This window comes from Faecalibacterium langellae (assembly GCF_002549775.1).
Classification (GTDB): Bacteria; Bacillota; Clostridia; order Oscillospirales; family Ruminococcaceae; genus Faecalibacterium; species Faecalibacterium langellae.
Map to the genome: position 1 here is coordinate 58,021 of NZ_NMTR01000019.1, position 26,366 is coordinate 84,386.

The 26,366-nt window shown below is 61.2% G+C and carries 24 protein-coding genes and 2 tRNA genes; 16 read left to right on the plus strand and 10 right to left on the minus strand.

Annotated features, from left to right (window positions below):
* Positions 1–338: 338 nt before the first annotated feature.
* The 3 genes from CGS49_RS07725 to CGS49_RS14550 form a co-directional block, all read right to left on the minus strand.
* The gene (locus tag CGS49_RS07725) at positions 339–2,630 is read right to left on the minus strand and encodes a hypothetical protein (RefSeq protein ID WP_097801282.1); all 2,292 of its coding nucleotides are present in this window, start codon (positions 2,628–2,630) and stop codon (positions 339–341) included.
* A 368-nt stretch (positions 2,631–2,998) separates the two neighbouring features.
* Positions 2,999–5,083 (minus strand): elongation factor G, encoded by a 2,085-nt coding sequence (locus CGS49_RS07730; RefSeq protein WP_097801283.1) that lies wholly within the window; start codon positions 5,081–5,083, stop codon positions 2,999–3,001.
* Between the two features lie 384 nt (positions 5,084–5,467).
* Positions 5,468–5,599, minus strand: a complete 132-nt coding sequence (locus CGS49_RS14550; RefSeq protein ID WP_275542719.1) for a hypothetical protein — start codon at positions 5,597–5,599, stop codon at positions 5,468–5,470.
* 172 nt (positions 5,600–5,771) lie between these two features.
* On the opposite strand from CGS49_RS14550, the gene CGS49_RS07735 reads away from it, so the two are divergent.
* The 3 genes from CGS49_RS07735 (at position 5,772) to argF (ending at position 9,417) form a co-directional block, all read left to right on the plus strand.
* The gene (locus tag CGS49_RS07735) at positions 5,772–7,694 is read left to right on the plus strand and encodes a hypothetical protein (RefSeq protein ID WP_143405836.1); all 1,923 of its coding nucleotides are present in this window, start codon (positions 5,772–5,774) and stop codon (positions 7,692–7,694) included.
* A gap of 151 nt (positions 7,695–7,845) precedes the next feature.
* On the plus strand, positions 7,846–8,325 hold the full coding sequence (locus CGS49_RS07740; RefSeq protein WP_097801285.1) for a deoxycytidylate deaminase: 480 nt from the start codon (positions 7,846–7,848) through the stop codon (positions 8,323–8,325).
* 93 nt (positions 8,326–8,418) lie between these two features.
* Positions 8,419–9,417 (plus strand): ornithine carbamoyltransferase, encoded by a 999-nt coding sequence (argF, locus tag CGS49_RS07745; protein ID WP_097801286.1) that lies wholly within the window; start codon positions 8,419–8,421, stop codon positions 9,415–9,417.
* A gap of 268 nt (positions 9,418–9,685) precedes the next feature.
* Here the strand turns inward: argF and CGS49_RS07750 are convergent, their stop codons facing one another.
* Positions 9,686–10,249, minus strand: a complete 564-nt coding sequence (locus CGS49_RS07750; RefSeq protein WP_097801287.1) for a biotin transporter BioY — start codon at positions 10,247–10,249, stop codon at positions 9,686–9,688.
* A gap of 191 nt (positions 10,250–10,440) precedes the next feature.
* On the opposite strand from CGS49_RS07750, the gene CGS49_RS07755 reads away from it, so the two are divergent.
* The 6 genes from CGS49_RS07755 (at position 10,441) to CGS49_RS07780 (ending at position 13,553) form a co-directional block, all read left to right on the plus strand.
* Positions 10,441–11,016, plus strand: a complete 576-nt coding sequence (locus CGS49_RS07755; RefSeq protein WP_242975413.1) for a hypothetical protein — start codon at positions 10,441–10,443, stop codon at positions 11,014–11,016.
* Positions 11,017–11,117: 101 nt separating this feature from the next.
* Positions 11,118–11,609, plus strand: coding sequence for an RNA polymerase sigma factor (locus CGS49_RS07760; protein ID WP_097801288.1), 492 nt, complete (start codon positions 11,118–11,120; stop codon positions 11,607–11,609).
* Positions 11,596–12,744, plus strand: coding sequence for a DUF4349 domain-containing protein (locus CGS49_RS07765; RefSeq protein WP_097801289.1), 1,149 nt, complete (start codon positions 11,596–11,598; stop codon positions 12,742–12,744). The genes CGS49_RS07760 and CGS49_RS07765 overlap by 14 nt, the downstream gene beginning before the upstream one ends.
* Positions 12,745–12,831: 87 nt before the next feature.
* Positions 12,832–12,908 (plus strand) — tRNA-Met (locus CGS49_RS07770).
* A gap of 155 nt (positions 12,909–13,063) precedes the next feature.
* Complete coding sequence (locus tag CGS49_RS07775) at positions 13,064–13,288, plus strand: hypothetical protein (RefSeq protein WP_097801290.1); 225 nt, start codon at positions 13,064–13,066, stop codon at positions 13,286–13,288.
* Positions 13,281–13,553, plus strand: coding sequence for a type II toxin-antitoxin system YafQ family toxin (locus CGS49_RS07780; protein ID WP_097801291.1), 273 nt, complete (start codon positions 13,281–13,283; stop codon positions 13,551–13,553). The genes CGS49_RS07775 and CGS49_RS07780 overlap by 8 nt, the downstream gene beginning before the upstream one ends.
* A 76-nt stretch (positions 13,554–13,629) precedes the next feature.
* Here the strand turns inward: CGS49_RS07780 and CGS49_RS07785 are convergent, their stop codons facing one another.
* Positions 13,630–14,844: a MalY/PatB family protein gene (locus CGS49_RS07785; RefSeq protein WP_097801292.1), complete on the minus strand. Its 1,215-nt coding sequence runs from the start codon at positions 14,842–14,844 to the stop codon at positions 13,630–13,632.
* A gap of 198 nt (positions 14,845–15,042) precedes the next feature.
* On the opposite strand from CGS49_RS07785, the gene CGS49_RS07790 reads away from it, so the two are divergent.
* Together CGS49_RS07790 and CGS49_RS07795 are read left to right on the plus strand one after the other, a co-directional pair.
* The gene (locus CGS49_RS07790) at positions 15,043–15,987 is read left to right on the plus strand and encodes a GTP-binding protein (RefSeq protein WP_097801293.1); all 945 of its coding nucleotides are present in this window, start codon (positions 15,043–15,045) and stop codon (positions 15,985–15,987) included.
* A 46-nt stretch (positions 15,988–16,033) separates the two neighbouring features.
* Positions 16,034–16,678: a YczE/YyaS/YitT family protein gene (locus CGS49_RS07795; RefSeq protein WP_097801294.1), complete on the plus strand. Its 645-nt coding sequence runs from the start codon at positions 16,034–16,036 to the stop codon at positions 16,676–16,678.
* A 316-nt stretch (positions 16,679–16,994) separates the two neighbouring features.
* Here the strand turns inward: CGS49_RS07795 and CGS49_RS07800 are convergent, their stop codons facing one another.
* The 3 genes from CGS49_RS07800 to CGS49_RS07810 form a co-directional block, all read right to left on the minus strand.
* The gene (locus CGS49_RS07800) at positions 16,995–17,510 is read right to left on the minus strand and encodes a PTS sugar transporter subunit IIA (RefSeq protein ID WP_097801295.1); all 516 of its coding nucleotides are present in this window, start codon (positions 17,508–17,510) and stop codon (positions 16,995–16,997) included.
* A gap of 170 nt (positions 17,511–17,680) precedes the next feature.
* Positions 17,681–18,703 (minus strand): threonine aldolase family protein, encoded by a 1,023-nt coding sequence (locus tag CGS49_RS07805; RefSeq protein ID WP_097801296.1) that lies wholly within the window; start codon positions 18,701–18,703, stop codon positions 17,681–17,683.
* Between the two features lie 179 nt (positions 18,704–18,882).
* On the minus strand, positions 18,883–19,848 hold the full coding sequence (locus CGS49_RS07810) for a helix-turn-helix domain-containing protein (protein WP_097801297.1): 966 nt from the start codon (positions 19,846–19,848) through the stop codon (positions 18,883–18,885).
* Between the two features lie 162 nt (positions 19,849–20,010).
* Here CGS49_RS07810 and CGS49_RS07815 point away from each other — a divergent pair, with 162 nt between their 5' ends.
* From CGS49_RS07815 to CGS49_RS14015, 5 genes are all read left to right on the plus strand, one after another.
* Entirely contained in the window at positions 20,011–21,093 is a 1,083-nt protein-coding gene (locus CGS49_RS07815) for a sensor histidine kinase (protein WP_097801298.1), read from the plus strand.
* Positions 21,083–21,820 carry a response regulator transcription factor gene (locus tag CGS49_RS07820; RefSeq protein ID WP_097801299.1) on the plus strand — a complete coding sequence of 246 codons (738 nt, stop codon included), beginning with the start codon at positions 21,083–21,085 and terminating at the stop codon, positions 21,818–21,820. The genes CGS49_RS07815 and CGS49_RS07820 overlap by 11 nt, the downstream gene beginning before the upstream one ends.
* Entirely contained in the window at positions 21,817–23,139 is a 1,323-nt protein-coding gene (locus tag CGS49_RS07825; RefSeq protein WP_097801300.1) for an ArsB/NhaD family transporter, read from the plus strand. Before CGS49_RS07820 ends, CGS49_RS07825 begins: the two co-directional genes overlap by 4 nt.
* A gap of 207 nt (positions 23,140–23,346) precedes the next feature.
* Positions 23,347–23,433 (plus strand) — tRNA-Leu (locus CGS49_RS07830).
* Positions 23,434–23,844: 411 nt separating this feature from the next.
* A complete protein-coding gene (locus CGS49_RS14015) occupies positions 23,845–24,036 on the plus strand; it encodes a hypothetical protein (RefSeq protein ID WP_143405837.1) in 192 nt (63 codons plus the stop codon).
* Positions 24,037–24,120: 84 nt separating this feature from the next.
* On the opposite strand, the gene pyrB is transcribed toward CGS49_RS14015, so the two are convergent.
* Together pyrB and CGS49_RS07840 are read right to left on the minus strand one after the other, a co-directional pair.
* Positions 24,121–25,074 carry an aspartate carbamoyltransferase gene (pyrB, locus tag CGS49_RS07835; RefSeq protein WP_097801301.1) on the minus strand — a complete coding sequence of 318 codons (954 nt, stop codon included), beginning with the start codon at positions 25,072–25,074 and terminating at the stop codon, positions 24,121–24,123.
* Positions 25,065–26,366 carry an adenylosuccinate synthase gene (locus tag CGS49_RS07840; protein WP_097801302.1) on the minus strand — a complete coding sequence of 434 codons (1,302 nt, stop codon included), beginning with the start codon at positions 26,364–26,366 and terminating at the stop codon, positions 25,065–25,067. The genes pyrB and CGS49_RS07840 overlap by 10 nt, the downstream gene beginning before the upstream one ends.

Sequence of the window (26,366 nt, forward strand, 5' to 3'; positions counted from 1 at the left end):
CGGCCCGCTGCGGGTGCAAACCTGCGCGAATCGCCCGGAAAACAGCGTGAAAAAAGCGGCAGCGGTACGGTGAGTGGTACGCTGTCGCTTTTTGTTGAGTTGTGCGGAAAGGTGTGTTATACTGGCGGTGCTGCCCTTCTCCATTCTGGCAACAGAAGGGAGGTGAGTCACAGGATGATTCAAGTCCTGATTGATTTTATCGTGGCCGTTGCAGCACAGATAACCGCCTGCTACCTGTGCAGCGACAGCCACGAAGAAGTTGGTTGGAACATTCCATTGTATCCACGCACAAAAAAGCGCCCCCTCGGAGTTGCAGCTCCGAGAGGGCGCTTTTGTATTTATTTGCGGGCGAAAGCCTTATTCCACACTTCGATGACCCGCCACTTGGGCACCCGGCCGTCGGGGGCAAAGGTGCCGTCGCTGCGGGCGGTGAGCAGGCCCTGCTCGGTGCACCAGCGGGCCGCAGCCTGCTGGTCGGCGTCCGTGATGTCCGGGTACACGGTCACGACGGCACCGGCTTCCGGGCGGCCTGCGGCGTTCCACAGCAGCTGGGCCAGTTCGCCGCGGGTGGCGGGGATGGCGGTGCCTTCCGGCAGCAGGTTTTTCAGCATGACGCGGGTCGTCACCTCATAGCCGCCCCACACGGCGGCCCCCGCGAGGGCTGCGCTGACCAGCACGCCGCTGGCGTCGGTGATGAACTGCCCGACTGCGTCCGAGTCCACATCACCCGGCAGCAACGACGCCGGAGTGATGAGCAGGTGCTGCACCGCGCGCAGGTCGTCCAGCGCGTCCAGTTGGTAAAGATCGCTCCGCACCTCGCCGGTCTCCCCGTTCAGGGTGACGACGTAGGGCTGCTCGGTCTCCGGGTAGTATTCCAGAAGATACCAGGCAGCGTCGGAATCCCCGATGGCACTGCCGTCGCGCTGGGTGATATCTACGATGCCGCTGCAGGTGAAAAAGGCGCGCTGGGGCAGTGCGTTCGCGTCCACGGTCACATTCTGGGCGCTGCTCACCCGCAAAGCGTACCACGGGGCACCGATGAGCCGGATGCTGCCGCCCGCCCGAAGATAACAGGCCACACCGAGGGTGTCGGCGGCGGTGGAAAGTGCAATGTCGCCGGTGCAGTCGATGTTGAGCCGGTCGCAGAGCGTGCCGTCGGTTTTGGCCGTCACGTTCCGCACACCGGAGATGTCGGAATAACGGCTGGATGTGTTTGCCAGCACCACGTCGCGGGCATTGGTGATCTGCAGCGAGTAGACGGTATCAAGGTGGTCGTGACCGTCCAGCTCCCCGATGCGGCACGCGTCAAGGGTCACGTCCCGCACGCCGTCCACGATGAGCGTATCGACGGTCAGGTTCTTCAGCACCACGTCCGGGAGCTCGTCTTCGGTGGGGGCAAGGCCCAGAACGCGGAGGGGCCTGGCTGCTTTTATGTCGTCCACGATGAAGCCGTCCACGACAAAAGCACCGTCTTCATAGGTGATGCCGTTTATGGGGGCAGCTTCCAGCGAAGCCTTGCTGACGATGAACGAATCCTGTCCCGTGCTGAGCCACAGAGCCTGACCTGTGGCCTGCTCCCGGTCCCAGTTGGCGGCGGCCGTCACAGCGCAGGCAGGCATCGTGAAGCGGATGCCGTCGCCCTTCCGGTTAAACTGCACGGCGGTGCCGTCCTCTTTGGTCACGGTCCAGTCCGTAAAGGTGGTGCCGTCCACCGGGCGCTTCAAGACCAGACGCACTTCTTCGTCCGCATAGAACACCGTTCGGCCCTGGGCGGAATCTGCCGGCGCGCAGCCGGTCAGGGTGAGCTGATAGTCTTGCTCGTGTTTTGCTGTGATCCAGCTGGGATTGCCAAACGTGCCGAACACGGTGCTGTCGCCCGGCTGGAACACATCGCAGGTGGCACCCATGGAAGATGCGCGGAATACGAGCTCGGTGGCACCGGTGTTATAGTAGTGCAGGTTGCCGGACTTGCCGTCGCTGGTCTTATCACACAGCACCAAACCGCCTGCAGGGTTGCGCAACTCGAACTCGCCGCCGCAGCGGACGGTTGCGTCGTTGACGGTGGGCTGGTTGACCGTGCCGCCGGTAATGGTCACGTCGCCGCCCGCATTCACGGTGAGTTTTTCGCCGCCCACGGCACGGTCGGCGCCGGTGATGCTCACAGCGCCGTCGCTGGTGATGTCCGTGCTGCCGGTGACAGCCTGTGCTTCGGCGGCACTGCTGGTGACGGCGACGCTGGCGCTGTCCGTGATGGTCAAGTCGCCCTTCACGGCCGGGCCGGTGGTGCCGTTCAGCACCACGTTCACGCCGGGCGCGGAGATGGTGAGCGCCTGGAAGTAGGTTCCGGTGACGGTGAGGGTGCGGTCTGCGGCGGTGTATTGCAGCACAACGTCGCCGCTGGGGGCGCCCACAATGGTCCAGTCCCAGTCCTCCTGCGTGCCAAAATAGAGCTTGTCAAAGACGATGGTGTCCGCGGTGCTGTTCTCGGCGGTGGACGCTGTGGCCGCGGGCGCGGCGGGGTCCGCTGCGGCGCTGGGGGCTTCTGCCAGCGCCGGCGCGCAGAAGCTGAGAGCCATGGCCGCCGTCAGTACGGCCGCCGTGAAGCGCCGGGTGAGCGTGTACAGTTTCATGCAAAGTTCCTCCTTGTCCGGGCAGGAAGCGCACGCTGTGCCCTCCCGCAGTATTTCCGGCCCAAGTATACCATAAAGCGGCGAGCCATTTGTGCAAACCCGCGCGAATGGGGGCGAAATATGCGCGAATGGCGGGCAAAGGCAGAGCGGACAGCGGCCGCAGGAACTTCTCGCTTTTTTCCGCAACAAAAACCCCCGCTGACAGAGGGAAAAGTGTCAACGGGGGCCGGGGTGATGTCTAAAATGATGTGCTTGCGCAATGAGGTTGTTCCTGCGGAACAAATGATGTGCCTGCGCAATGATGTGCCGCTGCGCGGCAATGGCGGAGGGGGCTGCCGCCGGTCAGGCGGCTGGGGGAGTTGGCGCGCTCAGTCGTCTGCGGCTTCGTCCAGATTGCCCAGCTTCTTGGCCTGCTCCACCACGGCGGGCACCAGCATCTCGGGCAGAGTCTCGTAGCGGGCAAACTCGGTGGTGAACCAGCCGCGGCCCTGGGTGGTCTGCCGGATGAAGGTGGTAAAGTTGGCCAGCTCTGCCAGCGGCACTTCGGCGATGATGGTCTGCAGGCCGTCTTCGTCGGGCTCCATGCCCAGCACGCGGCCGCGGCGCTTGGTCACATCGCCCATGATGTCGCCGGTGTTGTCGCCCGGCACATGGGCCTTCAGGGTGTGGATGGGCTCCAGAATGACCGGGCCGGCCTCCGGCATGGCGGCCTTGTAAGCCAGCTTGGCGGCCATGATGAAGGCCATCTCCGAGCTGTCTACGGGGTGGTAGCTGCCGTCCAGCAGGGTGGCTTTCAGGCCCACCACGGGGTAACCGGCCAGCACGCCCTTTTCAGCGGCAAGGCGCACGCCCTTTTCCACGGCGGGGAAGAAGTTCTTGGGCACGCTGCCGCCGAACACCTTCTCCTCGAACACCACCTGCTCGCTGTCGCAGGGCTCAAAGTTGATGACGACGTCGCCGAACTGGCCGTGGCCGCCGGTCTGCTTCTTGTGGCGGCCCTGCTTCTGGCAGGCCTTGCGGATGGACTCGCGGTAGGCGATGCGGGGTGCTTCCAGCCCGATCTCCACGCCGAACTTGTTCTTGAGCTTGGCCTTCACCACGTCCAGATGCTGCTCGCCCAGGCCGCCGATGACCTGCTGATGGGTCTCGGCGTTGTTCTGGTAGCTCAGGGTGGGGTCTTCCTCCATCAGGCGGGCCAGCGCGCTGGAAATCTTGCCCTCGTCGCCCTTCTTGGCCACGGTGACGGCCATGAACAGGCTGGGCTGCGGGAACACGGGCGCGGGCAGCTTCACCACACGCTCGGCGTCGCACAGGGTGTCGCCGGTCTTGGCGCTCACCAGCTTTGCCACGGCGCCGATGTCACCGGCGATGATGCCGTCGGAGTCCACCTGCTTTTTGCCGATGACGGTGAGGGGCTTGGAAATTTTCTCCACGTCGCCGGTGCGGGCGTTGGTGAGGGGCTCACCGGCCGTCACCTTGCCGCTGACCACGCGCAGATAGCTCAGCTTGCCCACAAACGGGTCGGCCACGGTCTTGAAGACGTAGGCGGCGGTGGGTTCGTCCACGGTGCAGTGCAGCTCCACGGGCTCGCCGTTTGCATCCTCGGCCAGGGTGCTGGCTTCGTGCTCCGGGCTGGGCAAGAGCTTATGCATGTTGAACAGCAGCATATCCAGTGCCTGCTGGTTCACGGCGCTGCCGCAGAACACGGGGGTGATCAGGCCGTCCTTGACGCCCTTGCGCATACCCTCGACGATCTCCTCGGTGGTGAAGGGCTCACCGCCGAAGAATTTCTCCATCAGCTCATCGTCGGTCTCGGCAATGGCCTCGCTCATGGCCTCGATCAGGCCCTGGAAGCGGTGGCCGATGTCGGGCAGGTCCACCTGGATCTGCTTGCCGCCCTCGTACTTGAAGGCCTTCTGGCTGAACAGGTTGATGTACACGGGGGTGCCGTCGTCGAGCTTTGCCGGCACGACGCAGGGGCAGACGGTGGAGCCGAACTTGATCTTCATGTCCTCGAGGATCTTGAAGTAGTTCGCGTTCTCCAGATCGCACTTGGAGACAAAGACCATCGTTGCCTTGTTGTTTTTGCGGGCCAGCTGGAAGGCCTTCTCGGCACCCACGGTGACGCCGCTGCGGCCGGACACTACCACCAGCACGCTCTCGGCGGCGCGGATGCCCTCGTACTCACCGGCCTCGAAGTCGAACAGGCCCGGCGCGTCGATCAGGTTGTACTTGATACCCTCGTACTCCACGGGCACCACGGATGCCGACAGGCTGGCCTTGCGCTTTGCTTCCTCGGGGTCAAAGTCCGAAATCGTGGTGCCGTCTTCCACACGGCCCATACGCTCGGCAGCGCCCGAAAAATAGACCAGCGCCTCGGTGAGCGTGGTCTTGCCGCTGCCGGCATGACCGGCAATCAAGATATTGCGGATGTTGTTGCTTGCGTATTTCATATCGGTTTTTCCCTCATTTCCGCCGCACGGAGCATTCTCTCCGCTTTTGTGGCATATTTTACAAAGATAATACCACACTCAAAACGAATTTTAAATATTTCGTTTGAAAATTCTGGCGAATCGGCCGCCAAACTTCGCGGCGTTGTTTTGTGCAAGTTGACGTGAGGGGCGGCGCAAAACGGTACGGTTGTGCATTGTGCCGAAAAATGGCGAAAAACTTTGGTGGGGCGAAAAAGTCCGAAACTATTGCAACTGAATAAGGGGGGGGGGGGGGGGGGTATAATGAAAATGAGGTGCCATGCCTTCGGGGGGGCACCCGGACAACAAAGAGAGCGAGGGATAAACAATGAGAAAAAAAAAAACGCGATTTCTCAGTGCAGCGCTTTAGCCGTGCATGATGGCATCCACCCTGCCGGTGGGCGCATTTGCAGCGGCACCGGCTGCGGCCAGCACAGAAAGCGCAGTGAGCACGCAGGCGGAGGAAGAATTTGTACAGCCGGAGTCTGTTGAAATCAATAGCACAAACTTCCAGGATATGAACTTCCAAAACTATGTCAAACGGTATGACACAGATGGAAATGGCAGCCTCAGCCTGGAGGAGCGAAATAAGGTAACAACGATCGAATTGCCAGATGGCTTATATTGCCCGACAATGAAGGGTATTGAGTATTTCCCGGAACTAGTCACATTGAAATGCCCTAATGCCAATGTGCGCTCGCTGGACGTGAGCAAGAACCTGAAACTGGAAACGCTGTGGTGCTTTTGGAACAGCCTGAAGCAGCTTGATGTCAGCAAGAATAAGGCATTGAAAGATCTGCGGTGTGGTTACAACTACCTGACGACGTTGAATGTGAGCCAAAATGAAGCACTGGAACATCTGAGCACGAATGATATGCGAAGTAAGCTGAACTCGCTGGATGTGAGTTACAATAAAGCACTAAAACACTTGGAGTGCATGAAGAATGGTCTTACATCATTGGATGTAAGCAGTAATGAAGCATTGGAACGGCTGGTTTGTGATAAAAACCCGCTGACTGAGCTGGACGTGAGCAAGAACGATAAGCTGACAAGCCTGGATTGCAAAGGGTGTGGACTGACTTCACTAAAGTTTGATTCAGCAGTGAGCTCAATGGATTGCAGTGAAAATCTGCTGACAGAATTGGATGTAAGTCAGAACACAAGGTGGTCTTATCTGAGGTGCAACGATAATAAACTGACCTCGCTGAGTTTCAATGAAAATGCGGTAATGGCTCCGTATGCTGATATTTATACAAGCAACAACCATTACCAGATTGCCGTGGATGCAGATGGCATCTACGACCTGAGTCAGCTGCCGGGAAATTTTGATGTCAGCAAGACCAGCGACTGGACGAATGGCGAGCAGAACGGAACTGTGCTGAGAGTTACCCCGGGCAGCACCACAGTTACTTATAAGTACGATACCGGCAACACCTATACCGGCCGTAAAACCTTTAACCTGGATGTGCATTGGCACAACTACCAGTGGGAACATGATGGCACCGAACACTGGAAGGTGTGCACCACCGCAAACTGCCCGGGCCTGACGGCAGACCAGGAGGCCGAAGGCCCCCATATCTACACCAACGCAAAAGACATTGACTGCAACACCTGCGGCTATGTGCGCCCGATGTACACTGTGACCACCGGTGAGAATGTTACCGCAGAACTTGATGACGAAGTGCTGAATGCACCTGTAGCCGCAGGCACTGAAGTGGCTTTGATCGCTGGAAACGACCCCGAAGGTAAGGCATTCGCCGGTTGGAAACTGTATAAGGTGGCCGCAGACGGCACCGAGACCGAAATTACGGATACGACCGGCCTGCTGAGCGGCAGTGTCCGCGTGGTGACCCTGACCGTGCCCGCCTATAACGTGAAGGCCGTGCCGGACTACGCAGATATTCTGTATGACGTGAACCCCGTGAACTGCACCGTGACCCGGAACAACGTAGAAGTGGACGCCGCCGCAAAGGGCGATGTGATCACTGCCACCCCGAACGAGCAGGGCCCCGGCAAGAAGTTCACGGGCTGGACGGTGACCAAGACCGTCAACGGCGTGGAAGTGGACATCACCGACGAGCTGCGCGACGTCAGCCAGAACGGCATGACCATTGCAGAGCTGACCATGCCCGGCGCGAACGTGACCATTGAAGCGCGCTTTGACGATGACTCCGGGCCTGACCTGGACCAGCCGGTCGTCACCGACGACGGCAGCGGCGATATCGTGGCCGGTGTGGTCATTGGCGGCATCGCGGCTGTGGGTGCTTACGAAGTGGGCACCGGCCTGTACCGCATTACCCAGATGGACGACGTGGCCATGCCCACGAACCGCATTGCTCTGGCAAAGCTGATGTGGGAGCGCGCAGGCAAGCCGGAGCCAGAGAGCACGGCCCTCTACAGCGACATTGACGCTGAGGATACCGATGCTCAGAAGGCCGCCCGCTGGGCCGTGGAGCAGGAACTGCTGAAGGATGACACCAACGAGGATGAGCAGAAGTTCCACCCGGCTTTCCCCGTGAGCAAACTGCGCGTCTGCCTGACCTGGGAAAAGGCAAAGCAGAAGGGCCTGTTTGACCAGAACACCGAAGCATAACCCCTGAAAACCAACGAGAGCCGCCGCACGAGGGACACTGTGCGGCGGCTCTTTTCATTGCAAACGGGGCAGGGCTGTGGTATACTGAAAGCGCCGCGCAGACGGCCGTGTGCCGCCCGCTGAACCATTTCTCGGAAAGAGGTCTCCCGCGATGAAACGTACCGACTATATCAACTGGGATGAATATTTTATGGGTATCGCCCTGCTCACGGCCATGCGCTCCAAGGACCCCAACAGCCAGGTGGGCGCGTGCATCGTCAGCCCGGAGAACAAGATCCTCTCCCTGGGCTACAACGGTATGCCCATTGGCTGCAACGACGACGAGATGCCCTGGGAGCGCGAGGGTGCCCCGCTGGACACCAAGTATATGTACGTCTGCCACGCGGAGCTCAACGCCATCCTCAACAGCGCCCACAACAACCTGAAAGGCGCCCGGGTGTATGTGACCCTGTTCCCCTGCAACGAGTGCACCAAGGCGATCATCCAAAGCGGCATCGCCGAGGTGGTGTACTACGGCGACAAGTACCACGACAGCGATTCCAGCGTGGCCGCGCGGTTCATGTTCAAGAAGGCGGGCGTGAAGCTGACCGCCTACCGGCCCACCGGACGCCGGGCAGAGCTGGAGCTGTAAGCTTCCTCTTGACCTTCCCGATGCAACGTACTATAATAGAATCATGATTCGAATAAATATTCAAGAATGTTTGCATAGAGAGGGAAATATACAATGGAACTGAAAAATCGCAGCTTTCTGAAGCTATTGGACTACACCCCTGCCGAGATCGAGCAGCTGCTGGACCTCGCCGCCGACCTCAAGGCCCAAAAAAAGGCCGGCATCCGCCACAACGACCAGCTGGCGGGCAAGAACATCGCCCTGATCTTTGAAAAGACCTCCACCCGCACCCGCTGCAGCTTCGAGGTGGCTGCCCACGATCTGGGCATGGAAGTGACCTACCTGGACCCCTCGGGCAGCCAGATCGGCAAGAAGGAGTCCATCGCCGACACCGCCCGGGTGCTGGGCCGCATGTTTGACGGCATCGAGTACCGCGGCTACGGCCAGCAGATCGTGGAAGACCTGGCCCACTACGCCGGGGTGCCCGTGTGGAACGGCCTGACCAACGAGTTCCACCCCACCCAGATTTTGGCCGACTTCCTCACCATCCGGGAGCACTTCGGCAAGCTGAAGGGCATCCACTTCGTCTACTTCGGCGACGCCCGCTACAACATGGGCAACAGCCTGATGGTGGGCTGTGCCAAGATGGGCCTGCACTTCACCGCCTGCGCCCCCAAGAAGTACCAGCCGGACCCGGCCCTCGTGGCCCAGTGCCAGGCCATCGCCGCCGAGACCGGCGCGACCATCTCCTTTGAGGAGGACCCCGCCAAGGCTGCCAAGGGTGCCGACGTGCTCTACACCGACGTGTGGGTGTCCATGGGCGAGCCGGTGGAGGTCTGGGCCGAGCGCATCAACGACCTCGCCGCCTACCAGATCAACCAGCAGCTGATGGACATCGCCGGTCCGCATGCCGTGTTCATGCACTGCCTGCCCGCCTTCCACGACCACAAGACCACCGTGGGCAAGGAGATGGGCGAGCGCTTTGGCCGCGACGCCATGGAAGTGACCGATGAGGTCTTCGAGGGCCCCCAGAGCATCGTGTTCGACGAAGCCGAGAACCGGATGCACACCATCAAGGCCGTCATGGCGGCCACGCTGGGGTACGAGAAATGATGCATCCCGCGTGCGCGGGACATGATGTTCTGCCAGCGCAGAAATGATGCTGCTCCTGCGGAGCAATGATGTGCCTGCTGCGCAGGCATGAACCAAACCGATAGAAACAGCAAAGCCCTGCATGGAAAAACTCCCATGCAGGGCTTGTTTTATAGCAGCAGCTGCCTGAACCGAACATTTGTGCGCAAAGCGCACAACATCATTGCGAAGCAGCATCATGCCGCAGGCACATCATGTTCCGCGAAGCAGGGAACACATCATGCCGCTGTCAGGCGGCTTCTTTCAGCTTCAGCACACCGGCCTGCTCCAGCCGCTTGCGCAGCAGGGTGCCCAGCAGGCAGGCGACCACGATCTTGGCCAGGTCCCAGACGATGAACGGGTACACGCACACGGCCAGCGCATAGCCCAGCTCGCACTTCATCTGGAACACGAACCATGCCGTGCCCAGCACATAGCAGGCGGCGTCGCCCAGAATGAGGCCCACGGCAGAGACCACCGGCTGGCCTTTGCTCTTTTCAATGAACAGGCCGCCGATGAAGGCCATGAGCAGGTAGCCCACCAGATAGCCGCCGGTGGGGCCGGCCAGCTTGGCAATGCCCGCGCCGTAGCCGGAGAACACCGGCACGCCCACCAGACCGATGGCCAGATAGATGGCGACGCTCAGGGTGCCGAACCTGGCTCCCAGCAGCCATGCGGCAAGGCAGATGACAAAGTTGGACAGCGAGATGGGGATGGCCCCGATGGGCACGCTCAGCGGGCCCAGCACACACAGCACGGCGGCCATCAGTGCAGTGACGGCCATCTGGTAAGTGGTCAGTTTTTTGTTTTTCATAATCGTAATTCCCCTCTTAAAAAATGAAGCAAGGCATCTGTGCCCGAGTATAGCGCACCGGGCTGCAGCTGGTCAACAGGAAATTTGCAAAGGGGTTTACAATCGGAGAACCGGTTGTAATGCGGCGGGAACCATGATACAATAAAAAAACTTGAATGGACGTATAAACACAGACAAGGAGGGACCACCCCATGGGCGGAGGACACGTTTCCCGGCCGGACTTCGGCATGCCGCAGCCGGACCCAGCTTACCCGCTGACCGAGTTCTATCTGCTGCTGCAGCGCGCGCTGGATGCAGCGGGCTGCTTTGCGCTGCCGGCCTTGTATGCGGCCCTGCAGGCCCCGGCCCGGCACATCTATCTGGACGAGGCGCGGGACTACCTCACCCTTTCGCCCACCGCAGCCGAGGGCAGCACCCGGCTGCTGGCCGAGGGCAGCCTGCAGCTTTTATACAGCACCCTGCATGTGCAGCCGGACGGCACGCCTGCGGCCCTGCTGCTCACCGAGGAGTGCACCCGCACCACCGTGGCGGTGCAGCTGCTGCCGCCCTTCGTGTGGGAGGACCCGCTGCCGCCTTTGCCGGACACCCCGGCGGCGCTGACGCTGCAGCTGACCGGGCAGGATGTGCTGCTGGCCGACACCGACCCGGCCGCCCTGGGCCGCAGGCTGGTGCACACCGCCGCGGGCAAGCGCTGGCTGCACCACCCCAGGGCCGACACCTTCCTTGCGGAGAAGGTGGCCGTGCTGCAGCGGGTCTACCGCCGGTGATTTTTCCATAAATTTTTCCAGCCGTGCAATCTTCGGGGCCGCTCAGCCGTGTATAGGGTGAATGTCCCCCATTCCACTGCTTTAAAGGAGAGCTAGAAACTATGGGACAGCTGACCAGAAACGAATTGTTTACGCTGGCTGTGCAGAAATACAGCGATGCTGTGTACCGTGCCGCCATGCACAACTGCCGATGTGCCGCAGACGCCGAGGATGTGGTGCAAGACGTGTACGAGAAGCTCCTGCACTACACCGGCACCTTTGAGAATGAGGAGCATCTCAAAGCGTGGCTGCTGCGGGTGGCCATCAACCGCTGCCGGGACCTGACCCGCGCAGCCCACCAGAAGGACACCGAGCTGGACGAGAATCTGCCCGCGCCGGATGCCTTCCCGGATGGCAGTGTGATGGACGCGGTGCGCGCTCTGCCGGAGAACTACCGCAACGCTATTTACTTACATTATTATGAAGGCTACACGGCGGCAGAGATCGGGCGGATGCTGGGTGCACCGGCCAACACGGTGCTGAGCTGGCTGCGGCGGGGCCGCGCACAGCTGCAGACGATGCTGAAGGAGGAGATCGAAGATGAGGTGGTATGAGTACAAGATGGAGGCCGATGACCTGGCCGCCCCGGACGACCTCAAAGCGAAGCTGCTGGCCATGACAAGCCAGCTGACCGAAGAAGAAAAGAACCAGCCCATGATGCAGGCCGCTGCCCCGGCACAGCCTGCCCCAGAGAAAAAGAAAAAGGGCAAGCTCATCCACTTCCCGCGCAAGCAGGTGGGCATGCTGGCCGCCTGCCTTGCCGTGTGCGTGGTGGGCTATGGTGCCTTTGCCACCGGCCAGATCGGCCTTGGTGCAAAGAGCAGCAGCCCGGCGGCCTATTATTCGGCGGACAGCACTGCGGCGGTGATGGCGGCAGGCGGCGTGGACCGCGCCGCGGTGGACAGCCCCATGGCAGCCGATTACAGCCTGGATACCATGGCGCTGGAAAGCAGCGCGGATATCGGCGTCTCCACCTTCTCTGCGGATGATGCCGCCGCAGCCGAGGGTACCCACAGCACCGACAGCGCCAGTGCGAAGATTATCTATACCGCGAACCTCAGCCTCGAAAGCAAGGACTACGACGCGGCACGCGCCGCGCTGGACGCTGCCCTGCAGGCGGCGGGCGGCTATCTGGAGTCCAGCAGCGAGTACTCGGGCACCGACGACAGCCGCAGCGTCAGCCTGACTTACCGGGTGCCGCAGGAGAACTACGACAGCTTCCTCGCCGCCATTGCCGAGGCGGGCAACGTGACCTACAAAAACCAGCAGGCCGACGACGTCACCGCCCAGTATCTGGACGTGGAGACCCGGCTCGAGAACCTCAAGGCCCAGCGCACCCGTCTGCAGCAGCTGCAGCAGCAGGCCGACAGCCTCTCGGACCTTTTGGAAATCGAGTCCAGCCTGACCGACGTGCAGAGCCAGATCGAGAGCTGGCAGAGCCAGATGGACTGGTACAGCGATCAGGTGGAACAGTGCACGGTCTACGTGAGCCTGAGCGAGGTGAGCACCTACTCGCCGCCCAGCGAGGGTTTTGGCAGCCGCATCGCCAGCGCCTTTGCCGACGGCTGGCAGAACTTTGTGGACGGCGTGCAGCAGCTGGCCGTCACCCTCGCCGGTGCCTGGCCGGTGGTGGTGATCGCGGCAGCGGTCGCAGCCGGTGTGGTCGTCTGGAAAAAGAAGAAAAAATAATTCGAAAAAACTATTGACATCTGCCCCGCCCTGTGGTATTATACTTGAGCAGTCAGCGAGAACCGCTGAGATGCAAAAAGTAAATATCGCGGGGTGGAGCAGTCTGGTAGCTCGTCGGGCTCATAACCCGAAGGTCGTTGGTTCAAATCCGGCCCCCGCAACCACCAAGCATCTTGAAGTGATTCAAGGTGCTTTTTCTTATCTCTGCGTTCCCTGGCGTTGTAAGCAGGGGAGCGATGTGATATAATAGAGAAAAAGAAACGCCCGCATACACTGAGACAGCCGGGCTGTAAACTGCACAGGAAAGGAAGGTGGTAATATGAGTACCAGAGAATTGGCCAGAAGCCTGCTTGACCAGGTGCCGGAAAGCAAGCTGCTCTATGTGGTCGCATATCTGCAGGGCGTGACCACCCCGGAAGACGATGAGACGCCCAATGCGGAAACGCTGGAAGCCTTTGAAGAACTGGATAACGGCGGCGGGCACACATACAATGGCCCGGTCGAAAACCTGATCGACTCGCTGCTGGGGGACGAAAGTGCTTGAAGTAAAATATTCCACGAAGTTCAAGAAGGACTTGAAGACGTGTCAGAAGCGGCACTGCAATATGACCTTGCTTCAGCAGGTCATTAACGTGTTGGCCGCCCCGGCGGTGCTTCCGCCAAAGAACAAAGACCACTGTTTAACAGGCAGTTATGTTCCGCACCGCGAGTGCCGCATTCAGCCGGATTGGCTGCTGATCTATTACCAGACGGATACAGAACTTTATCTGTATCGCACCGGCACCCACGCAGACCTGTTCGGGCTGTAAAAACAAACCATAAACAGGAAAGGCCGCTCCCCGGTTTTGATACGGGGAGCGGCCTTTTGCGCACTTTTTCGTTCTTTTACACCCACGCGCCGTTGAACACGTGCCTGTCCAGCCGGTCAAAGGCTTCCTGCACGCGGGAAAGCGGCAGGGCCAGGTTCATGCGGATGGAGCAGGGGCCGTGGAACATGCGGCCGTCCTGCACGGCCACGCCCACGTTCCAGCAGGCCTTTTCCACTTCCGCGATGGTTCTGCCGTGGGCTTTGCACCACTGGGTGCAGTCCACGAACAGCATGTAGGTGCCCTGGGGCTTTGCCACTTCCACGCCCGGGAAGTGCTCTGCGATGTAGCGGCAGGCGTAATCCACGTTGCTGGTGATGGTCTGGCACAGCTCGTCCGCCCATTCATGCCCTTCGGGCTTGTAGGCACCGATCAGGGCGTGCATGGACAGCACGTTCATGTCGTTGTAGTGGGGCTTTGAGCTCTTGGCTACCACGCGGTCCCGCAGGGCGGGATCATAAATAATGTGGTAGCTGCCCACAAGGCCCGCCAGGTTGAAGGTCTTGCTGGGGGCGTAGAGGGCCACGGTGCGCATCCGGGCGTCCTCGCTCACCATCTGGGTGGGCGTGTGCCTGTGGCCCGCCAGAATGATGTCGGACCAGATCTCGTCCGAGATCACGATGCAGTCGTTGGCCTTGTAGACCTCCATGGCCTTCTCGATCTCCCAGCGCTCCCACACACGGCCGCAGGGGTTGTGGGGGCTGCAGAAGATGGCCGCATGGATGTGGTTTGCCTTGAGCTTTTTGTCCATGTCATCGTAGTCCATGCGCCAGACGCCGTCTGCGTCCTTCACCAGCGGGCTGTGGACGATCTTGTAGCCGTTGTTTTCCAGGCTGAAGGTGAAGCCGATGTAGGTGGGGCTGTGCACCAGCACCGCGTCGCCGGGGGCGGCAAAGCAGGTCAGGGCGGAGATGACACCGCCCAGCACGCCGTTCTCGTAGCCGATGCATTCCTTCGTCAGGCCGGTGACGCCGTTGCGCTTTTCGTGCCACCGGATGATGGAGTCATAGTATTCGTCGGCGGCGTCAAAGTAGCCGTAGGCCGGGTGCTTTGCGCGCTCGATGATGGCCTCCGGGATGGTGGGCACGGTGGGGAAGTTCATGTCCGCCACCCACATGGGGATGACGTCCCAGCCTTCTTTGGGCGGGTCCGGCGCAAAGCCGTGGCCCAGGCCGTCCACGGCGATGGCGTCCATGCCGCGGCGGTCCATGATGGAAGTGAAATCGTATTTCATACAAATGCTCCTTTTCCGGCGTGGGCCGGGCAGTGGTCGGTGTTTTTTCTGCAGCAAGCATAGCACAACCGGCGGCCGAGGGCAAGACGGTGCGGGCAGGGCACACCCCAAAATTTTCATCGCCCACTGGCGCACAGCGCCGCGATGCGGTATACTGGGAAGCGGAATGAATGTTCGGCACGGGAGGTGCTTTTTGATATGGTACAGGTAGATCTTATCACCGGCTTTCTGGGCGCAGGCAAAACCACGTTCCTGCGGCAGTATGTCCGGTATCTGGTGGCGCAGGGCCACAACGTCTGCATTCTGGAAAACGACTTTGGCGCGGTGAATGTGGACGCCATGCTGGTGCAGGACCTGCTGGGCGACCGGTGCGACCTGGAGACCATCAGCGGCGGGTGCGACTGCGACACCCACCAGCGCCGGATGCGCACCAAGCTCATCGCCATGGCCATGCGCGGGTTCGACCGGGTGGTGGTGGAGCCCAGCGGCATCTTTGATGTGGACGAGTTCTTTGACGTGCTGCGGGACGACCCGTTGGACCGCTGGTATCAGATCGGCAACGTCATCGCCATCGTGGACGCCATGCTGCCAGAGACCCTCTCGCCCCAGGCAGAGTACATTCTGGCCTCTGAGACAGCCAACGCGGGCCGGGTGCTGCTCAGCCGCACAAAGCAGGCCGGGCCGGAGCGGTGCAAGGCCGCCGCTGCCCACCTGACCCGTGCGCTGGAAGGCTGCAAGTGCTCCCGCCGGTTCGCGCCGGAGGAGATCATCACAAAGGACTGGGCCGACCTGACCGACGAAGACCTGGCCGCCATTGCCGCCTGCGGCACCCGGCAGGCCAGCTGCGAAAAGCTGCACTTCGACGAGCACGAGGCCTTCAGCTCCCTGTGCTTCCTGGAGCAGCACCTGACGTTGGCCCAGCTGCAGGCCGCCGCCGACCGCCTGTTTGCGGATGCTGCCTGCGGCCATGTGCTGCGGGTGAAGGGCTTTGCTCCGGACCCCCAAGGCGAAACCGGCTGGCTGGAGCTGAACGCCACCGCTGCCGGAAAAACGCTGGCCCCCATCCCGCAGGGGCAGGACGTGCTCATCGTCATCGGCGAAGGGCTGGACAAGGCGGCCATCGAGGCCCGCCTGCACGGCTGAGTTTTCCACAGCGCGGACACAACACGGTGAAAAAAGGAGAAGGAACATGGAAAAGACCCGGCAGACCCCCTCGGCACGACGCATCCTCGGCATGGTGGTTGGCGTCATCATCATCGGCCTCGGCATCGCGCTGTTCAAGCAGTCCCACCTCGGCAACGACTCCATCAGTGCGCTGAACATGCGCCTGGCAGAGCTGCTGGGCATCTCGCTGGGCGCGATGAACATCGGCATCAACGTGCTGTTCTTCGTGGTCGAGTTCTGGTTCGGACGCAAGTACATCGGCCTTGGCACCTTCGTCAACGGCCTTGGCATGGGGTATATCGTCACGGCGTTCTATGACCCCATCGCCGCCGCCTTCGGCCCGGCGGAAGCGCTGGGCCTGCCGGTGCAGCTGCTGTGGATGGCCGTGGCCGTGCCGGTGACGGCGCTGGGTGTTTCGCTCTACCAGACCGCCGACCTCGGCGTCGCGCCTTATGACTACCTCTCCCTCGGCCTGCGGGACCACACCCCCTTCCCGTACTTTGGGTGCCGCGTGTTCACGGACGCCCTGTGTGCGCTGCTGTGCTGGCTGCTGGGCGGCCTTGTGGGCCTGGGCACCCTCCTCTGCGCCTTCTGCCTTGGACCCTTCATCCAGTTCTTTGATGGCCGCTTCTCCCGGAAGGTGCTGCAGTATCAGCCGGACAAAGAGTAAGTTTCTGATTTTAAATGGCTCCGCGTGCGCTGCGCCATAAATAGCGGAAATATTATTTTTTAGATTGCAAACAAAGCCAGCCCTGCGGGGCTGGCTTGTTTGCTTTTTCACCCGGAGGGGCCGTAATTGTCAACGGCATATTTTCATGCTGACGCGGATACTCCCGCAGGGAGCCAGCGACAGCAAATGCCGTTGATCTTAACGACCTTTCCCGTGAAAAAGTAAATCCGAAAAGCTCGCAGGCTTTTCGGATTTACAAATTAAAAAATAATTTTTCCTCTGAATATGCCCAGAGCGAAGCGGAGGGCATTTAAACTCAGAACTTGAACAGCGGGGTGCCTGCCAGCACATCGCCCTCGGCCAGCATCTTCAGCTCGCCCAGGTCGTCGCCGTTGGTCACGATGATGGCGGTGGCGGTGGGGTGGCCTGCAGCCTTGATGGCGTCCAGATCGACCTTCAGCAGCGGGGTGCCTGCCTTGACCTTGTCGCCTTCCTTCACCAGAGCCTTGAAGCCCTTGCCGTTCATCTCCACGGTGTCCATGCCGACGTGGATGAGCACCTCGATGCCGTCGTCGCTGGTCAGGCCCACGGCGTGCAGGGTGGAAGCCACCTGGTTCACGGTGCCGTCAAAGGGGGCATAGACGGTCTTGCCGGTGGGCTCGATGCCGCAGCCGGGGCCCAGGATGCCCTGTGCAAAGGTCTCGTCGGGGATGTCGGCCTGCGCCAGCACCTTGCCGCGGATGGGGGTCAGCACGGTCTTGCTCTGGCCGAAGAACTTTGCGGTCTCCTCCTGCTCTGCCTTGCCGCCGAACAGCTTGTCAAAAAATCCCATATCAAAATACCTTCCTTCCGATCACTTCATCCGGGCGCGGCGGATGCGGGACAGCCCCGCAGGGCCTGCCGGGCCCGGTTCGCAATTCGCTCTATCCAAAAGATATCATACTGTGCCGAAAAATTCAATTGCTATCCTGCATAAAGTCTGGGCCGTTTCCCTGTCACAGCTCACATCAGGGCAATGAGCTGCTCGATCTCCTCCATGCGGGTGGCCCAGCTGGTGGCGATGCGCATGACGGTGTGGGTGTCGTTGTATTTTTCCCAGAAGCCGAACTTGGCCTTGCCTTCCAGCGCGGCCAGCTGGCTGTTTTCCAGGATGGGGAACACCTGGTTCGTGGGCGAATCCATATAGAAGCGGTAGCCCTTGGCGGCAAGGCCCTCCTTCAGCCGGTCGGCGGTGTCGATGGCGTTCTTGCTGATGCGGGTGTAGAGGTCGTCGGTGAACAGCACATCGAACTGCAGGCCCATCAGGCGGCCTTTGGCAAGCAAAGCGCCCTGCTGCTTGACCATGGTCATGAAGTGGGCCGGGGCACCCTTGGGGAACACCACGGCTTCGCCGCACAGGGCACCCACCTTGGTGCCGCCGATGTAGAACACGTCGGTGAGCTTTGCGATGTCGGCCAGGGTCACGTCGGTGCCCTTGGCCATCAGGCCGTAGCCCAGCCGCGCGCCGTCCATGAACAGGGGCATGTGGTACTGCTGACACACGGCGTGCAGTTCTTCCAGCTCAGCTTTCGTGTACAGGGTGCCGTACTCGGATGGATGGGAGATGTACACCATGCCGGGGAACACCATGTGGTCGTGGTTCTCATCGGCGTAGAAGGTGGCGCACCAGCTGCGCACATCGTCGGCGCACACCTTGCCCTCGTGGGCGGGCAGGGCGATGACCTTGTGGCCGGTGTACTCGATGGCACCAGCTTCGTGGGCGGCCACATGGCCGGTGGCGGCGGCCATCACGCCCTGCCAGCGCTGCAGCATGGACGCAATGACGATGGCGTTGGTCTGGGTGCCGCCGGAGATGAAGAACACGTCCGCCTCCGGGCAGGCGCAGGCGGCGCGGATCTTCTCCTTCGCGCTGGCGCAGTAGGGGTCGGTGCCGTAGCCGGGCACCTTTTCAAAGTTGGTCTCGGTCAGTTTCTGTAAAATAGCGGGGTGTGCACCCTCGCAGTAGTCGTTTTCAAAATACAGCATGGCAAAAACTCCTGATTCAGTGGTGTAAAGTGTCGATGAGGCTATTTTACTACAGGGGAGAAGTGCTGTCAAATGGCGGCATCTGGGCCAGCGTGCCGGTAACCACCATACCAAAGCAGGGCCTGCCCCCGAAGGAACAGGCCCTGCTTTGGTTTATGATGAAGTATGAGGATGTCTTTTTACGGCTCCATTGTAGCATCCGAAGCGGCAGTCCTGCTATCGGATTTGTGCCCGGGCGTATCAATATCCTGCCATTTTGCCCGGTAGGCGGTGGGCGAACAGCCGAAATGCTGTCGGAATTGCGCCCCAAAGTAGCTGCTGCTGCCAAGGCCGCAGCGCTGGGCGATGTCGGTGACGGCAAGCTTTGTCTGGAGGAGCAGCTGGCTTGCCATCTGCAGCCGGATGTTCTGCAGGCAGTCCGAGGGGGTGGTGTGCAGGCAGGTGCCAAAGCAGCGGTAACATTCCCGTTCGCTGCAAAACGCTGCGGCTGCGATGTCGGCCACCGAGAGCTTTTCGGCAGCATGAGCCGTCATGAACAGGATCATCTGCTTCACCTTGTCGCTGGCAGTGCTGCGTTCCGGTGCGGCAGGGGCAAGCTGCGGCAGCTGCTGCACAAAGGCCAGCCACACTTCGCTCAGCAAAGCCTGCAGCCGCAGCTCGTAGCCAAAGGCATCATCGTCCAGATACAGGCTCTGGCGCAGCAGGTCCAGCGCTGCCGCCTGTCCGGGCACCTCCGGCGAAAGGGCCAGCAGTTCCAGCCCGGGCCGCTGCACCAGCGGGGTGATATAGCGCTGCTGCACCGTGCCGCCCGGCACACCGGCCAAGAGTTCCGCCTCGAACAGATGCAGCCGGAGGGCGGTGCCGTTTTTCAGCGACTGGGTGCGGTGCAGCACGTTGCTGTTCACCATGCCGCCGCTGCCCGCCCGGAACAGCCGCTGCCCGCCGGGCGTATGGTAGACGAGGGCACCCTTCTCCACATAGAACAGCTCCATGCTTTTGTGCCAGTGCCAGGTGCAGGCCCCGGCGGGGCCGTCCGGCAGCAGCACATGGCTGCAGATGTGGGGGAACTGTGCCGAGAACCCGGGCAGGCGTTCTTCCTGACTGCCGGGGTAGAGGTCGATGTCTGAAGAACGGATCGTGAGCATGAACGTTGCCTCCCTTCGCACGTTCAGTATAATTCGAGGGGGAGGGAAAAGTCAAATCGGACCGGCCCCGTTTGCGGCAAAGGATTTTTGCTGATTCTTTAACAGGGACTGTGGTATAATTTATACTCGAACAAGAATATCCTTTGGAAAGGGAGCGGCCGAATGAAAAAGAAAATGTTGCTGCACGATGCGCTGGTCATGGCCGGAGCGCTGTGCGGGGCCTATGCCATGGTGCTGCTGACCCAGGTGGTCATGGGCCGCATCGACGGCGTTGCCATGCTCATCTTTATGCTGGCAGTATTTATCACGTCGATGTATACAGAGGGTTACTTCTGGGGCGCGGCGGCGTCGGTCATCAGCGTGCTGGCGGTGAACTTCGCCTTCCTCTCGCCGTATTTTGCCTTCAACTTTACCCTGTCGGAAAACCTGTTCTCCGGCTTGGTGATGCTGGTGGTGTCCATCATGACCAGCACCCTCACCACCCGCATCAAGCGGCAGGAGCAGCTGCGCATGGAGAGCGAGAAGGAAAAAATGCGCGCGAACCTGCTGCGCGCGGTCTCCCACGACCTGCGCACGCCGCTGACTTCCATTTACGGCGCGTGCTCCACCGTCATTGAAAACTATGACTCGCTGGATAAAACCAAAACGATAAAACTCCTCGGCGAGGCCTGCTCGGACGCCCAGTGGCTGAACCGCATGGTGGAGAACCTGCTTTCCGTCACCCGCATCGACAGCGAGAAGGTCACCGTGCAGAAGACCCCCACCGTGTTGGACGAACTGGTGGATGCCGTGGTGGTCAAGTTCAAAAAGCGCTATCCCGCCGTGCCGGTGCAGCTGGACCTGCCGGATGCCTTCATCGTGATCCCCATGGACTCCATGCTGATCCAGCAGGTGCTGATGAACCTGCTGGAGAACGCCGCCCTCCACGCCAAGGGCATGACGAAGCTGGTTTTGAAGGTGTTCACGGTGGACGACCGCGCGGTGTTCGAGGTGACGGACGACGGCTGCGGCATCCCGAAGGAACGGCTGAAGAACCTGTTCTCCGGCACCGGCGGCACCGACCCGGACGCCCCGGCGGACAGCCGCAAGCACGGCATGGGCATCGGCCTGTCGGTGTGCGCGGCCATCATCAAGGCCCACGGCGGCGAGATCCGGGCCGAGAGCCGCCCCGGCGAGGGCACCACCATCCGCTTCTGGCTGAAGACCGAAGAAATTGAACTGGAGGATGCAGAAGATGAGCAATAACAAGTTCAAGGTCCTCATCGTGGAGGACGAAGCGAATATCTGCAGCTTTATCGAAACGCTGCTGACCACCAATGATTATCAGGCGCTGGTGGCCCACACCTGCACCATGGGCCTGACTTTGTTCGCCTCCCACAATCCGGACCTGGTCATTCTGGACCTGGGCCTGCCGGACCGGGACGGCCTGGAGCTGATCCGCACCGTGCGGCAGAAGTACATGACCCCCATCATCGTGCTGTCGGCCCGCACCGACGAGATGGACAAGATCGAAGCGCTGGATCTGGGGGCCAACGATTACATCACAAAGCCCTTCGGCACCGGCGAGCTGCTGGCCCGGGTGCGCGCGGCGCTGCGGCTGAACCGCTACGGTGCCCCGCTGGGCGGTGCGGCCCCCAACGGCGAGTTCTGCGCCCAGGGCCTGCGCATCAACTACGACCGCCGCAAGGTGTTCGTGGAAGGCGAGGAGGTCAAGCTGACCCAGACCGAGTACAACATCGTGGCCTTCCTTTCCCAGCACGCAGGCCGGGTGATGACCTATGCGGCCATCGTCAAGGCCATCTGGGGCGACACCGACATCGGCAGCACCAAGAAGCTGCAGGTGAACATGGCCAACATCCGCAAAAAGCTGGGCAGCCGCCCGGGCAGCAATTCCTACATCCTCAACGAACTGGGCGTTGGCTACCGGATGCTCGACGAGGACTCCGGCCCCCGCAGCGAGGGCCTGGAATGATCCCGGCCCTTGCGCTGTTCGCGCTGACCTATGTGCTGATGCTGCGCCTGCCGCAGGAGCGGCCCTGGGTGGCGCTGTGCAGCGCGGCGGTGTTCATTGCGCTGGGCGAAGTGGGAATTTATGATTTCTCGCTGGGCGCAGCGCTGCGGGCCGTGGATTACAACGTCCTGCTGATGATGGCGGGCACCATGGGCACGGTGTCGCTGTTCATTGAGAGCAAGATGCCCGCCCGCCTGGCCGAGATGCTCATCGTTCGGGTGCCGGACGTGCGCTGGGCGGTGTGCGCGCTGGCGCTGTTCGCGGGGTTCGTCAGCGCCTTTGTGGACAATGTGGCCACGGTGCTCATGGTGGCCCCGGTGGGCCTTGCCATTGCTCGCAAGCTGAAAATTTCGCCGGTGCCGGTGCTCATCGCCATTGCGGTGTCCTCCAACCTGCAGGGCGCGGCCACCCTGGTGGGCGATACCACCAGCATCCTGCTGGGCAGCTTTGCGGACATGAACTTCTTCGATTTCTTCTGGATGCGGGGTCGCCCGGGCATCTTCTGGGGCGTGGAGCTGGGCGCGCTGGCGTCGATGGCGGTGCTGCTGTGGCTGTTCCGGCGCGAAACGCAGCCCGTGACCGCCAAAGTGGAGACCGAGGTGGAGGACGACGTGCCCGCCGCCCTCATGCTGCTGACGGTGGGCCTGCTCATCGCGGCATCCTTCCTGCCCCAGCCGGGCGGCGATGTGCTGCGCGCGTTGTATGAACTTCGCAGCGGGCTTGTGTGCATGGGGCTGTGCCTGTTCGGCGTTGTGCGCGCCTGCCTGCGGGCCCGCAGTGCAAAGCCGCTGGGCCGCGTGGTGCGGGAGCTGGACCGGGACACCCTGCTGCTGCTGTTCGGGCTGTTCATCGTCATTGCGGGCGTCCGCGCGGCGGGCGTCATCGACGCGGCGGCAGCGCTGTTCCACGCCATCGCCGGAGAGGACCCCTTCCGGCTGTACCTGCTGCTGGTGGCGGTGTCGGTGGTGCTGTCTGCCTTCATTGACAACATCCCCTATGTGGCCGCCATGCTGCCGGTGGTGCAGGGCATTGCCGGGCTCATGAACAACGGTGCGGGCATGGAGCCCTATGTGTTCTACTTCGGCCTGCTCACCGGCGCGACCCTGGGCGGCAACCTGACGCCCATCGGCGCTTCGGCCAACATCGCCGCCATTGGCATCCTGCGCAAGAACGGCGAGGCCGTGGCCACGAAGGACTTTCTGCGCATCGGTGTGCCCTTCACGCTGGCAGCCGTGCTGGCCGGGGCGGCGTATCTGTGGCTGGTGTGGGGCCGGGCGTGACCGGCGGGTACCCATGGGGACACGAAAACAAGAAACTTCTGCCCGCCGCAGGGCCCGGGAAACCGGCTTCGCGGCGGGCTTTTTCACGAAAGTATGACGTTTTGCGAAAAGGCAAAAGTTTTTTGCAAAAAATGCTTGACAATTCCCGCATATCTGGTATAATTACTATCGTTCCGAGCGACACGGCTCACGAACAAAACAGAATATGCGGATATGGCGGAATTGGCAGACGCGTTAGATTCAGGTTCTAATCGGGGCAACTCGGTGGAGGTTCAAGTCCTCTTATCCGCACCAAACAATGAAAATCCGAACCTTTTTCTCGATAGGAGAAGGGTTCGGATTTTTTATTTTGGGTAGCTTGAGCGAGCGACAACCACCAGCTCCGCTGGTGGAGTAGAAAATGCTTTAGCTATAAGATTCGAGCGAAGCGAGATGACAAAGAAATTGTCATCCTAGAAGATGCATTTTGCAACATAGCTCGTTAGAGCGGTAGGGCAGGTAATGCAGATGAAAGAAGCTTGCTCGTGGCCCCTTGCAGGGGCTTTGCTAGTAAAGTGCCCTTCTAGGGCTTACTCAAGCCACCGGCTCAGCCGGTGGTTTTGACTGTCTGTATCGCTCTCCCCGAAAACAGCAAAAGATCCCATGCCGCATCGCAATGTGTCCGGCATGGGATTTTTGCACAGAGGTGGAATTTGGTGCCTGAGTATGTTATACTTAACCCGAAGTTCCAACCAATGGTTCTGCCACTCCAGGTGGTGGGTCATCCCCGGCACCGAGGACATGACCGAAGCTTACCACGACTATGCCTTCCACTGGAAGTGGCTCTTCATCGGGCTTGTTTCCAGCCTGCTTTTGTCGGCTGTCTGCGGCGGCATCACGGTGCTTCTGGGCAGGTAAGTTCCCGCGTTCATTTTCCATCACAAACAAAACCCGGCAGAGCCCTTTTCGAAAGGCCCTGCCGGGTTTGTTTCTTTGCTTTGTTCAGTGGTCCAGCACCTTTTTGCCGGTCACGGGGTCCGGGATGCCCAGCACAGCCAGGATGATGGCCATGCGGATATACACGCCGTTGTGCACCTGATCAAAATAGGCTGCACGGGGGTCGTCGTCCACGTCCTTTTTGATCTCGTCGATGCGGGGCAGCGGGTGCAGCACCGGCATGTCGGCCGGGGCCTTCTGCAGCAGCGCTTCGTCCAGCTGGTAGCAGCCTTTCAGCCGCAGATATTCTTCTTCGTTGAAAAAGCGTTCCTGCTGGATGCGGGTCATGTACAACACGTCGAGGTGCGGCAGCTCGGCTTCCAGGTCGGCCGTCTCCTTGTACACCTGATGGGTCGGGGCCAGCGATTCCGCCTTTACATACTGCGGCAGGCGCAGGTCTTCCGGCGAGATGAACACGAACCGGTTGCCCTCAAACTGGCTCAGCGCTGCGGTCAGGGAGTGGACCGTGCGGCCAAACTTGAGGTCGCCGCAAAAGCCGATGGTCAGATGATCCAGCCGCCCTTTGCGCTGACGGATGGTCATCAGGTCGATCATGGTCTGGCTGGGGTGGGCGTGGCCGCCGTCGCCTGCATTGATGACGGGCACCCGGGCAGACAGCGACGCCCGCAGCGGCGCGCCCTCTTTGGGGTGGCGCATGGCGATGACGTCGGCGTAGTTGCTCACCACACGGGCGGTGTCCTCCACGGTCTCGCCCTTGCTGGCCGAGGACAGCTGGGCCCCTGCAAAGCCCAGTGTCTTGCCGCCCAGCCGCAGCATGGCGGACTCGAACGAAAGGCGGGTGCGGGTGGAGGGCTCGTAGAACAGCGTTGCCAGAATGCGTCCGTCGCACAGGTGGGCGTAGGGGGCGGGGTCTGCTTCCATGCGGTCAGCAAGGTTCAGCAGGCGCAGCTGCTCGTCCAGAGAAAAGCTGTTCGGCTCAATGAAATGTCTCACAGCCATTCTCCCTTCAGCACAAACTTCTCGCGCTCGGCCCCGGTGGAGACGAACTGAATTTCGTGGCCCAGCTGCTTTTCCAGGAACGCCACATAGGCCTTTGCCTCTTTGGGCAGCGCGTCCCAGCTGGCGCAGCCGGAGATATCCTTGTTCCAGCCGGGCAGCATGGTGACCACCGGCTGCACACGTTCCAGATCGGACAGCGGGTCGAAGCGGGGGACTTCCTTGCCGTCCAGCTTGTAGCCGGTGATGACCGGGATCTCCTTCATGCTGCTCAGCACGTCCAGCTTGGTCAGGGCAATCTTATCTGCACCCTGGCAGGCCAGACCGTAGCGGCTGGCCACGCAGTCAAAGGGGCCCACCCGGCGGGGACGGCCGGTGGCGGCACCGTATTCACCGCCCGCCCGGCGCAGCTGCTCGTTCCACGCTTCGCCCATGGCATTCTCGGCGGCAAAGGGGCCTGCACCCACACAGGTGGAGTAAGCTTTCAGCACGCCCACCACATGGTCGAGCCTGCAGTTCGGGATGCCTGCACCCAGCGGCGCATAGGCTGCCAGCGTGTTGGAGCTGGACGTGAAGGGGAAGATGCCGTAGTCGATGTCGCGCATGGCACCCAGCTGGGCTTCCAGCACGATGCGCTTGCCGGCATCGTGGGCCTGCTGCAAAAACGCGCCTGCATCGCAGATGTACGGTGCAAACTGCCCGGCCTGCATCCGGCACCACTCCAACAGGGCGTCATAGCTCATGGGCTCCTGGCGGTAGCAGCCCGCCAGCTCCATGTTCTTGGAGTCCAGGATCATGTGCAGACGGTCCTGCACCCGCTTTTCATCCAGATGCAGCAGATCGCCCAGACGCAGGGTCTTCTTGCGGTATTTGTCGCTGTAGGCATAGGCGATGCCGCGGCGGGTGGAGCCGAAGGCGGTGCCCTTTTTGGCAAGGCGGTCTTCTTCCAGCTCGTCCTGCACCTTGTGCCACGGCATGGAGATGGTGGCCTTATCCGAGAGCTTGAGGTTCTCGGGGCCCACCTTCACGCCGCGCTGCTCGATGGCGTCCATCTCGCCCGCCAGATGGTCCAGGTCGATGACCATGCCCGCGCCCAGCACACAGACAACGTCCGGGTGCAGGATGCCGGAGGGCAGCAGGTTCAGGATGAACTTGCCCTGCGCGGTGACGACGGTGTGCCCGGCGTTGTTGCCACCCTGATAGCGGGCCACCACATCGGCGTTTTCCGCCAGCAGGTCGATGACGCGGCCCTTGCCTTCATCGCCCCAATTGATACCAGTAACTGCGGTAAGCAT

What these genes read in the sequence shown, in the direction of transcription:
- pyrB (WP_097801301.1), bottom strand. Translation starts at nt 25,074, where the DNA reads ATGGCTGTGAGACATTTCATTGAGCCGAACAGCTTTTCTCTGGACGAG.
- CGS49_RS07750 (WP_097801287.1), bottom strand. Translation starts at nt 10,249, where the DNA reads ATGAAAAACAAAAAACTGACCACTTACCAGATGGCCGTCACTGCACTG.
- CGS49_RS07825 (WP_097801300.1), top strand. Translation starts at nt 21,817, where the DNA reads ATGATCCCGGCCCTTGCGCTGTTCGCGCTGACCTATGTGCTGATGCTG.
- CGS49_RS07765 (WP_097801289.1), top strand. Translation starts at nt 11,596, where the DNA reads ATGAGGTGGTATGAGTACAAGATGGAGGCCGATGACCTGGCCGCCCCG.
- CGS49_RS14015 (WP_143405837.1), top strand. Translation starts at nt 23,845, where the DNA reads ATGTTATACTTAACCCGAAGTTCCAACCAATGGTTCTGCCACTCCAGG.
- CGS49_RS07775 (WP_097801290.1), top strand. Translation starts at nt 13,064, where the DNA reads ATGAGTACCAGAGAATTGGCCAGAAGCCTGCTTGACCAGGTGCCGGAA.
- CGS49_RS07730 (WP_097801283.1), bottom strand. Translation starts at nt 5,083, where the DNA reads ATGAAATACGCAAGCAACAACATCCGCAATATCTTGATTGCCGGTCAT.
- CGS49_RS07810 (WP_097801297.1), bottom strand. Translation starts at nt 19,848, where the DNA reads ATGCTCACGATCCGTTCTTCAGACATCGACCTCTACCCCGGCAGTCAG.
- CGS49_RS07725 (WP_097801282.1), bottom strand. Translation starts at nt 2,630, where the DNA reads ATGAAACTGTACACGCTCACCCGGCGCTTCACGGCGGCCGTACTGACG.
- CGS49_RS07815 (WP_097801298.1), top strand. Translation starts at nt 20,011, where the DNA reads ATGAAAAAGAAAATGTTGCTGCACGATGCGCTGGTCATGGCCGGAGCG.
- CGS49_RS07790 (WP_097801293.1), top strand. Translation starts at nt 15,043, where the DNA reads ATGGTACAGGTAGATCTTATCACCGGCTTTCTGGGCGCAGGCAAAACC.
- CGS49_RS07740 (WP_097801285.1), top strand. Translation starts at nt 7,846, where the DNA reads ATGAAACGTACCGACTATATCAACTGGGATGAATATTTTATGGGTATC.
- CGS49_RS07800 (WP_097801295.1), bottom strand. Translation starts at nt 17,510, where the DNA reads ATGGGATTTTTTGACAAGCTGTTCGGCGGCAAGGCAGAGCAGGAGGAG.
- CGS49_RS07755 (WP_242975413.1), top strand. Translation starts at nt 10,441, where the DNA reads ATGGGCGGAGGACACGTTTCCCGGCCGGACTTCGGCATGCCGCAGCCG.
- CGS49_RS07805 (WP_097801296.1), bottom strand. Translation starts at nt 18,703, where the DNA reads ATGCTGTATTTTGAAAACGACTACTGCGAGGGTGCACACCCCGCTATT.
- CGS49_RS07820 (WP_097801299.1), top strand. Translation starts at nt 21,083, where the DNA reads ATGAGCAATAACAAGTTCAAGGTCCTCATCGTGGAGGACGAAGCGAAT.
- CGS49_RS07785 (WP_097801292.1), bottom strand. Translation starts at nt 14,844, where the DNA reads ATGAAATACGATTTCACTTCCATCATGGACCGCCGCGGCATGGACGCC.
- CGS49_RS07760 (WP_097801288.1), top strand. Translation starts at nt 11,118, where the DNA reads ATGGGACAGCTGACCAGAAACGAATTGTTTACGCTGGCTGTGCAGAAA.
- CGS49_RS07840 (WP_097801302.1), bottom strand. Translation starts at nt 26,366, where the DNA reads ATGCTTACCGCAGTTACTGGTATCAATTGGGGCGATGAAGGCAAGGGC.
- CGS49_RS07795 (WP_097801294.1), top strand. Translation starts at nt 16,034, where the DNA reads ATGGAAAAGACCCGGCAGACCCCCTCGGCACGACGCATCCTCGGCATG.
- argF (WP_097801286.1), top strand. Translation starts at nt 8,419, where the DNA reads ATGGAACTGAAAAATCGCAGCTTTCTGAAGCTATTGGACTACACCCCT.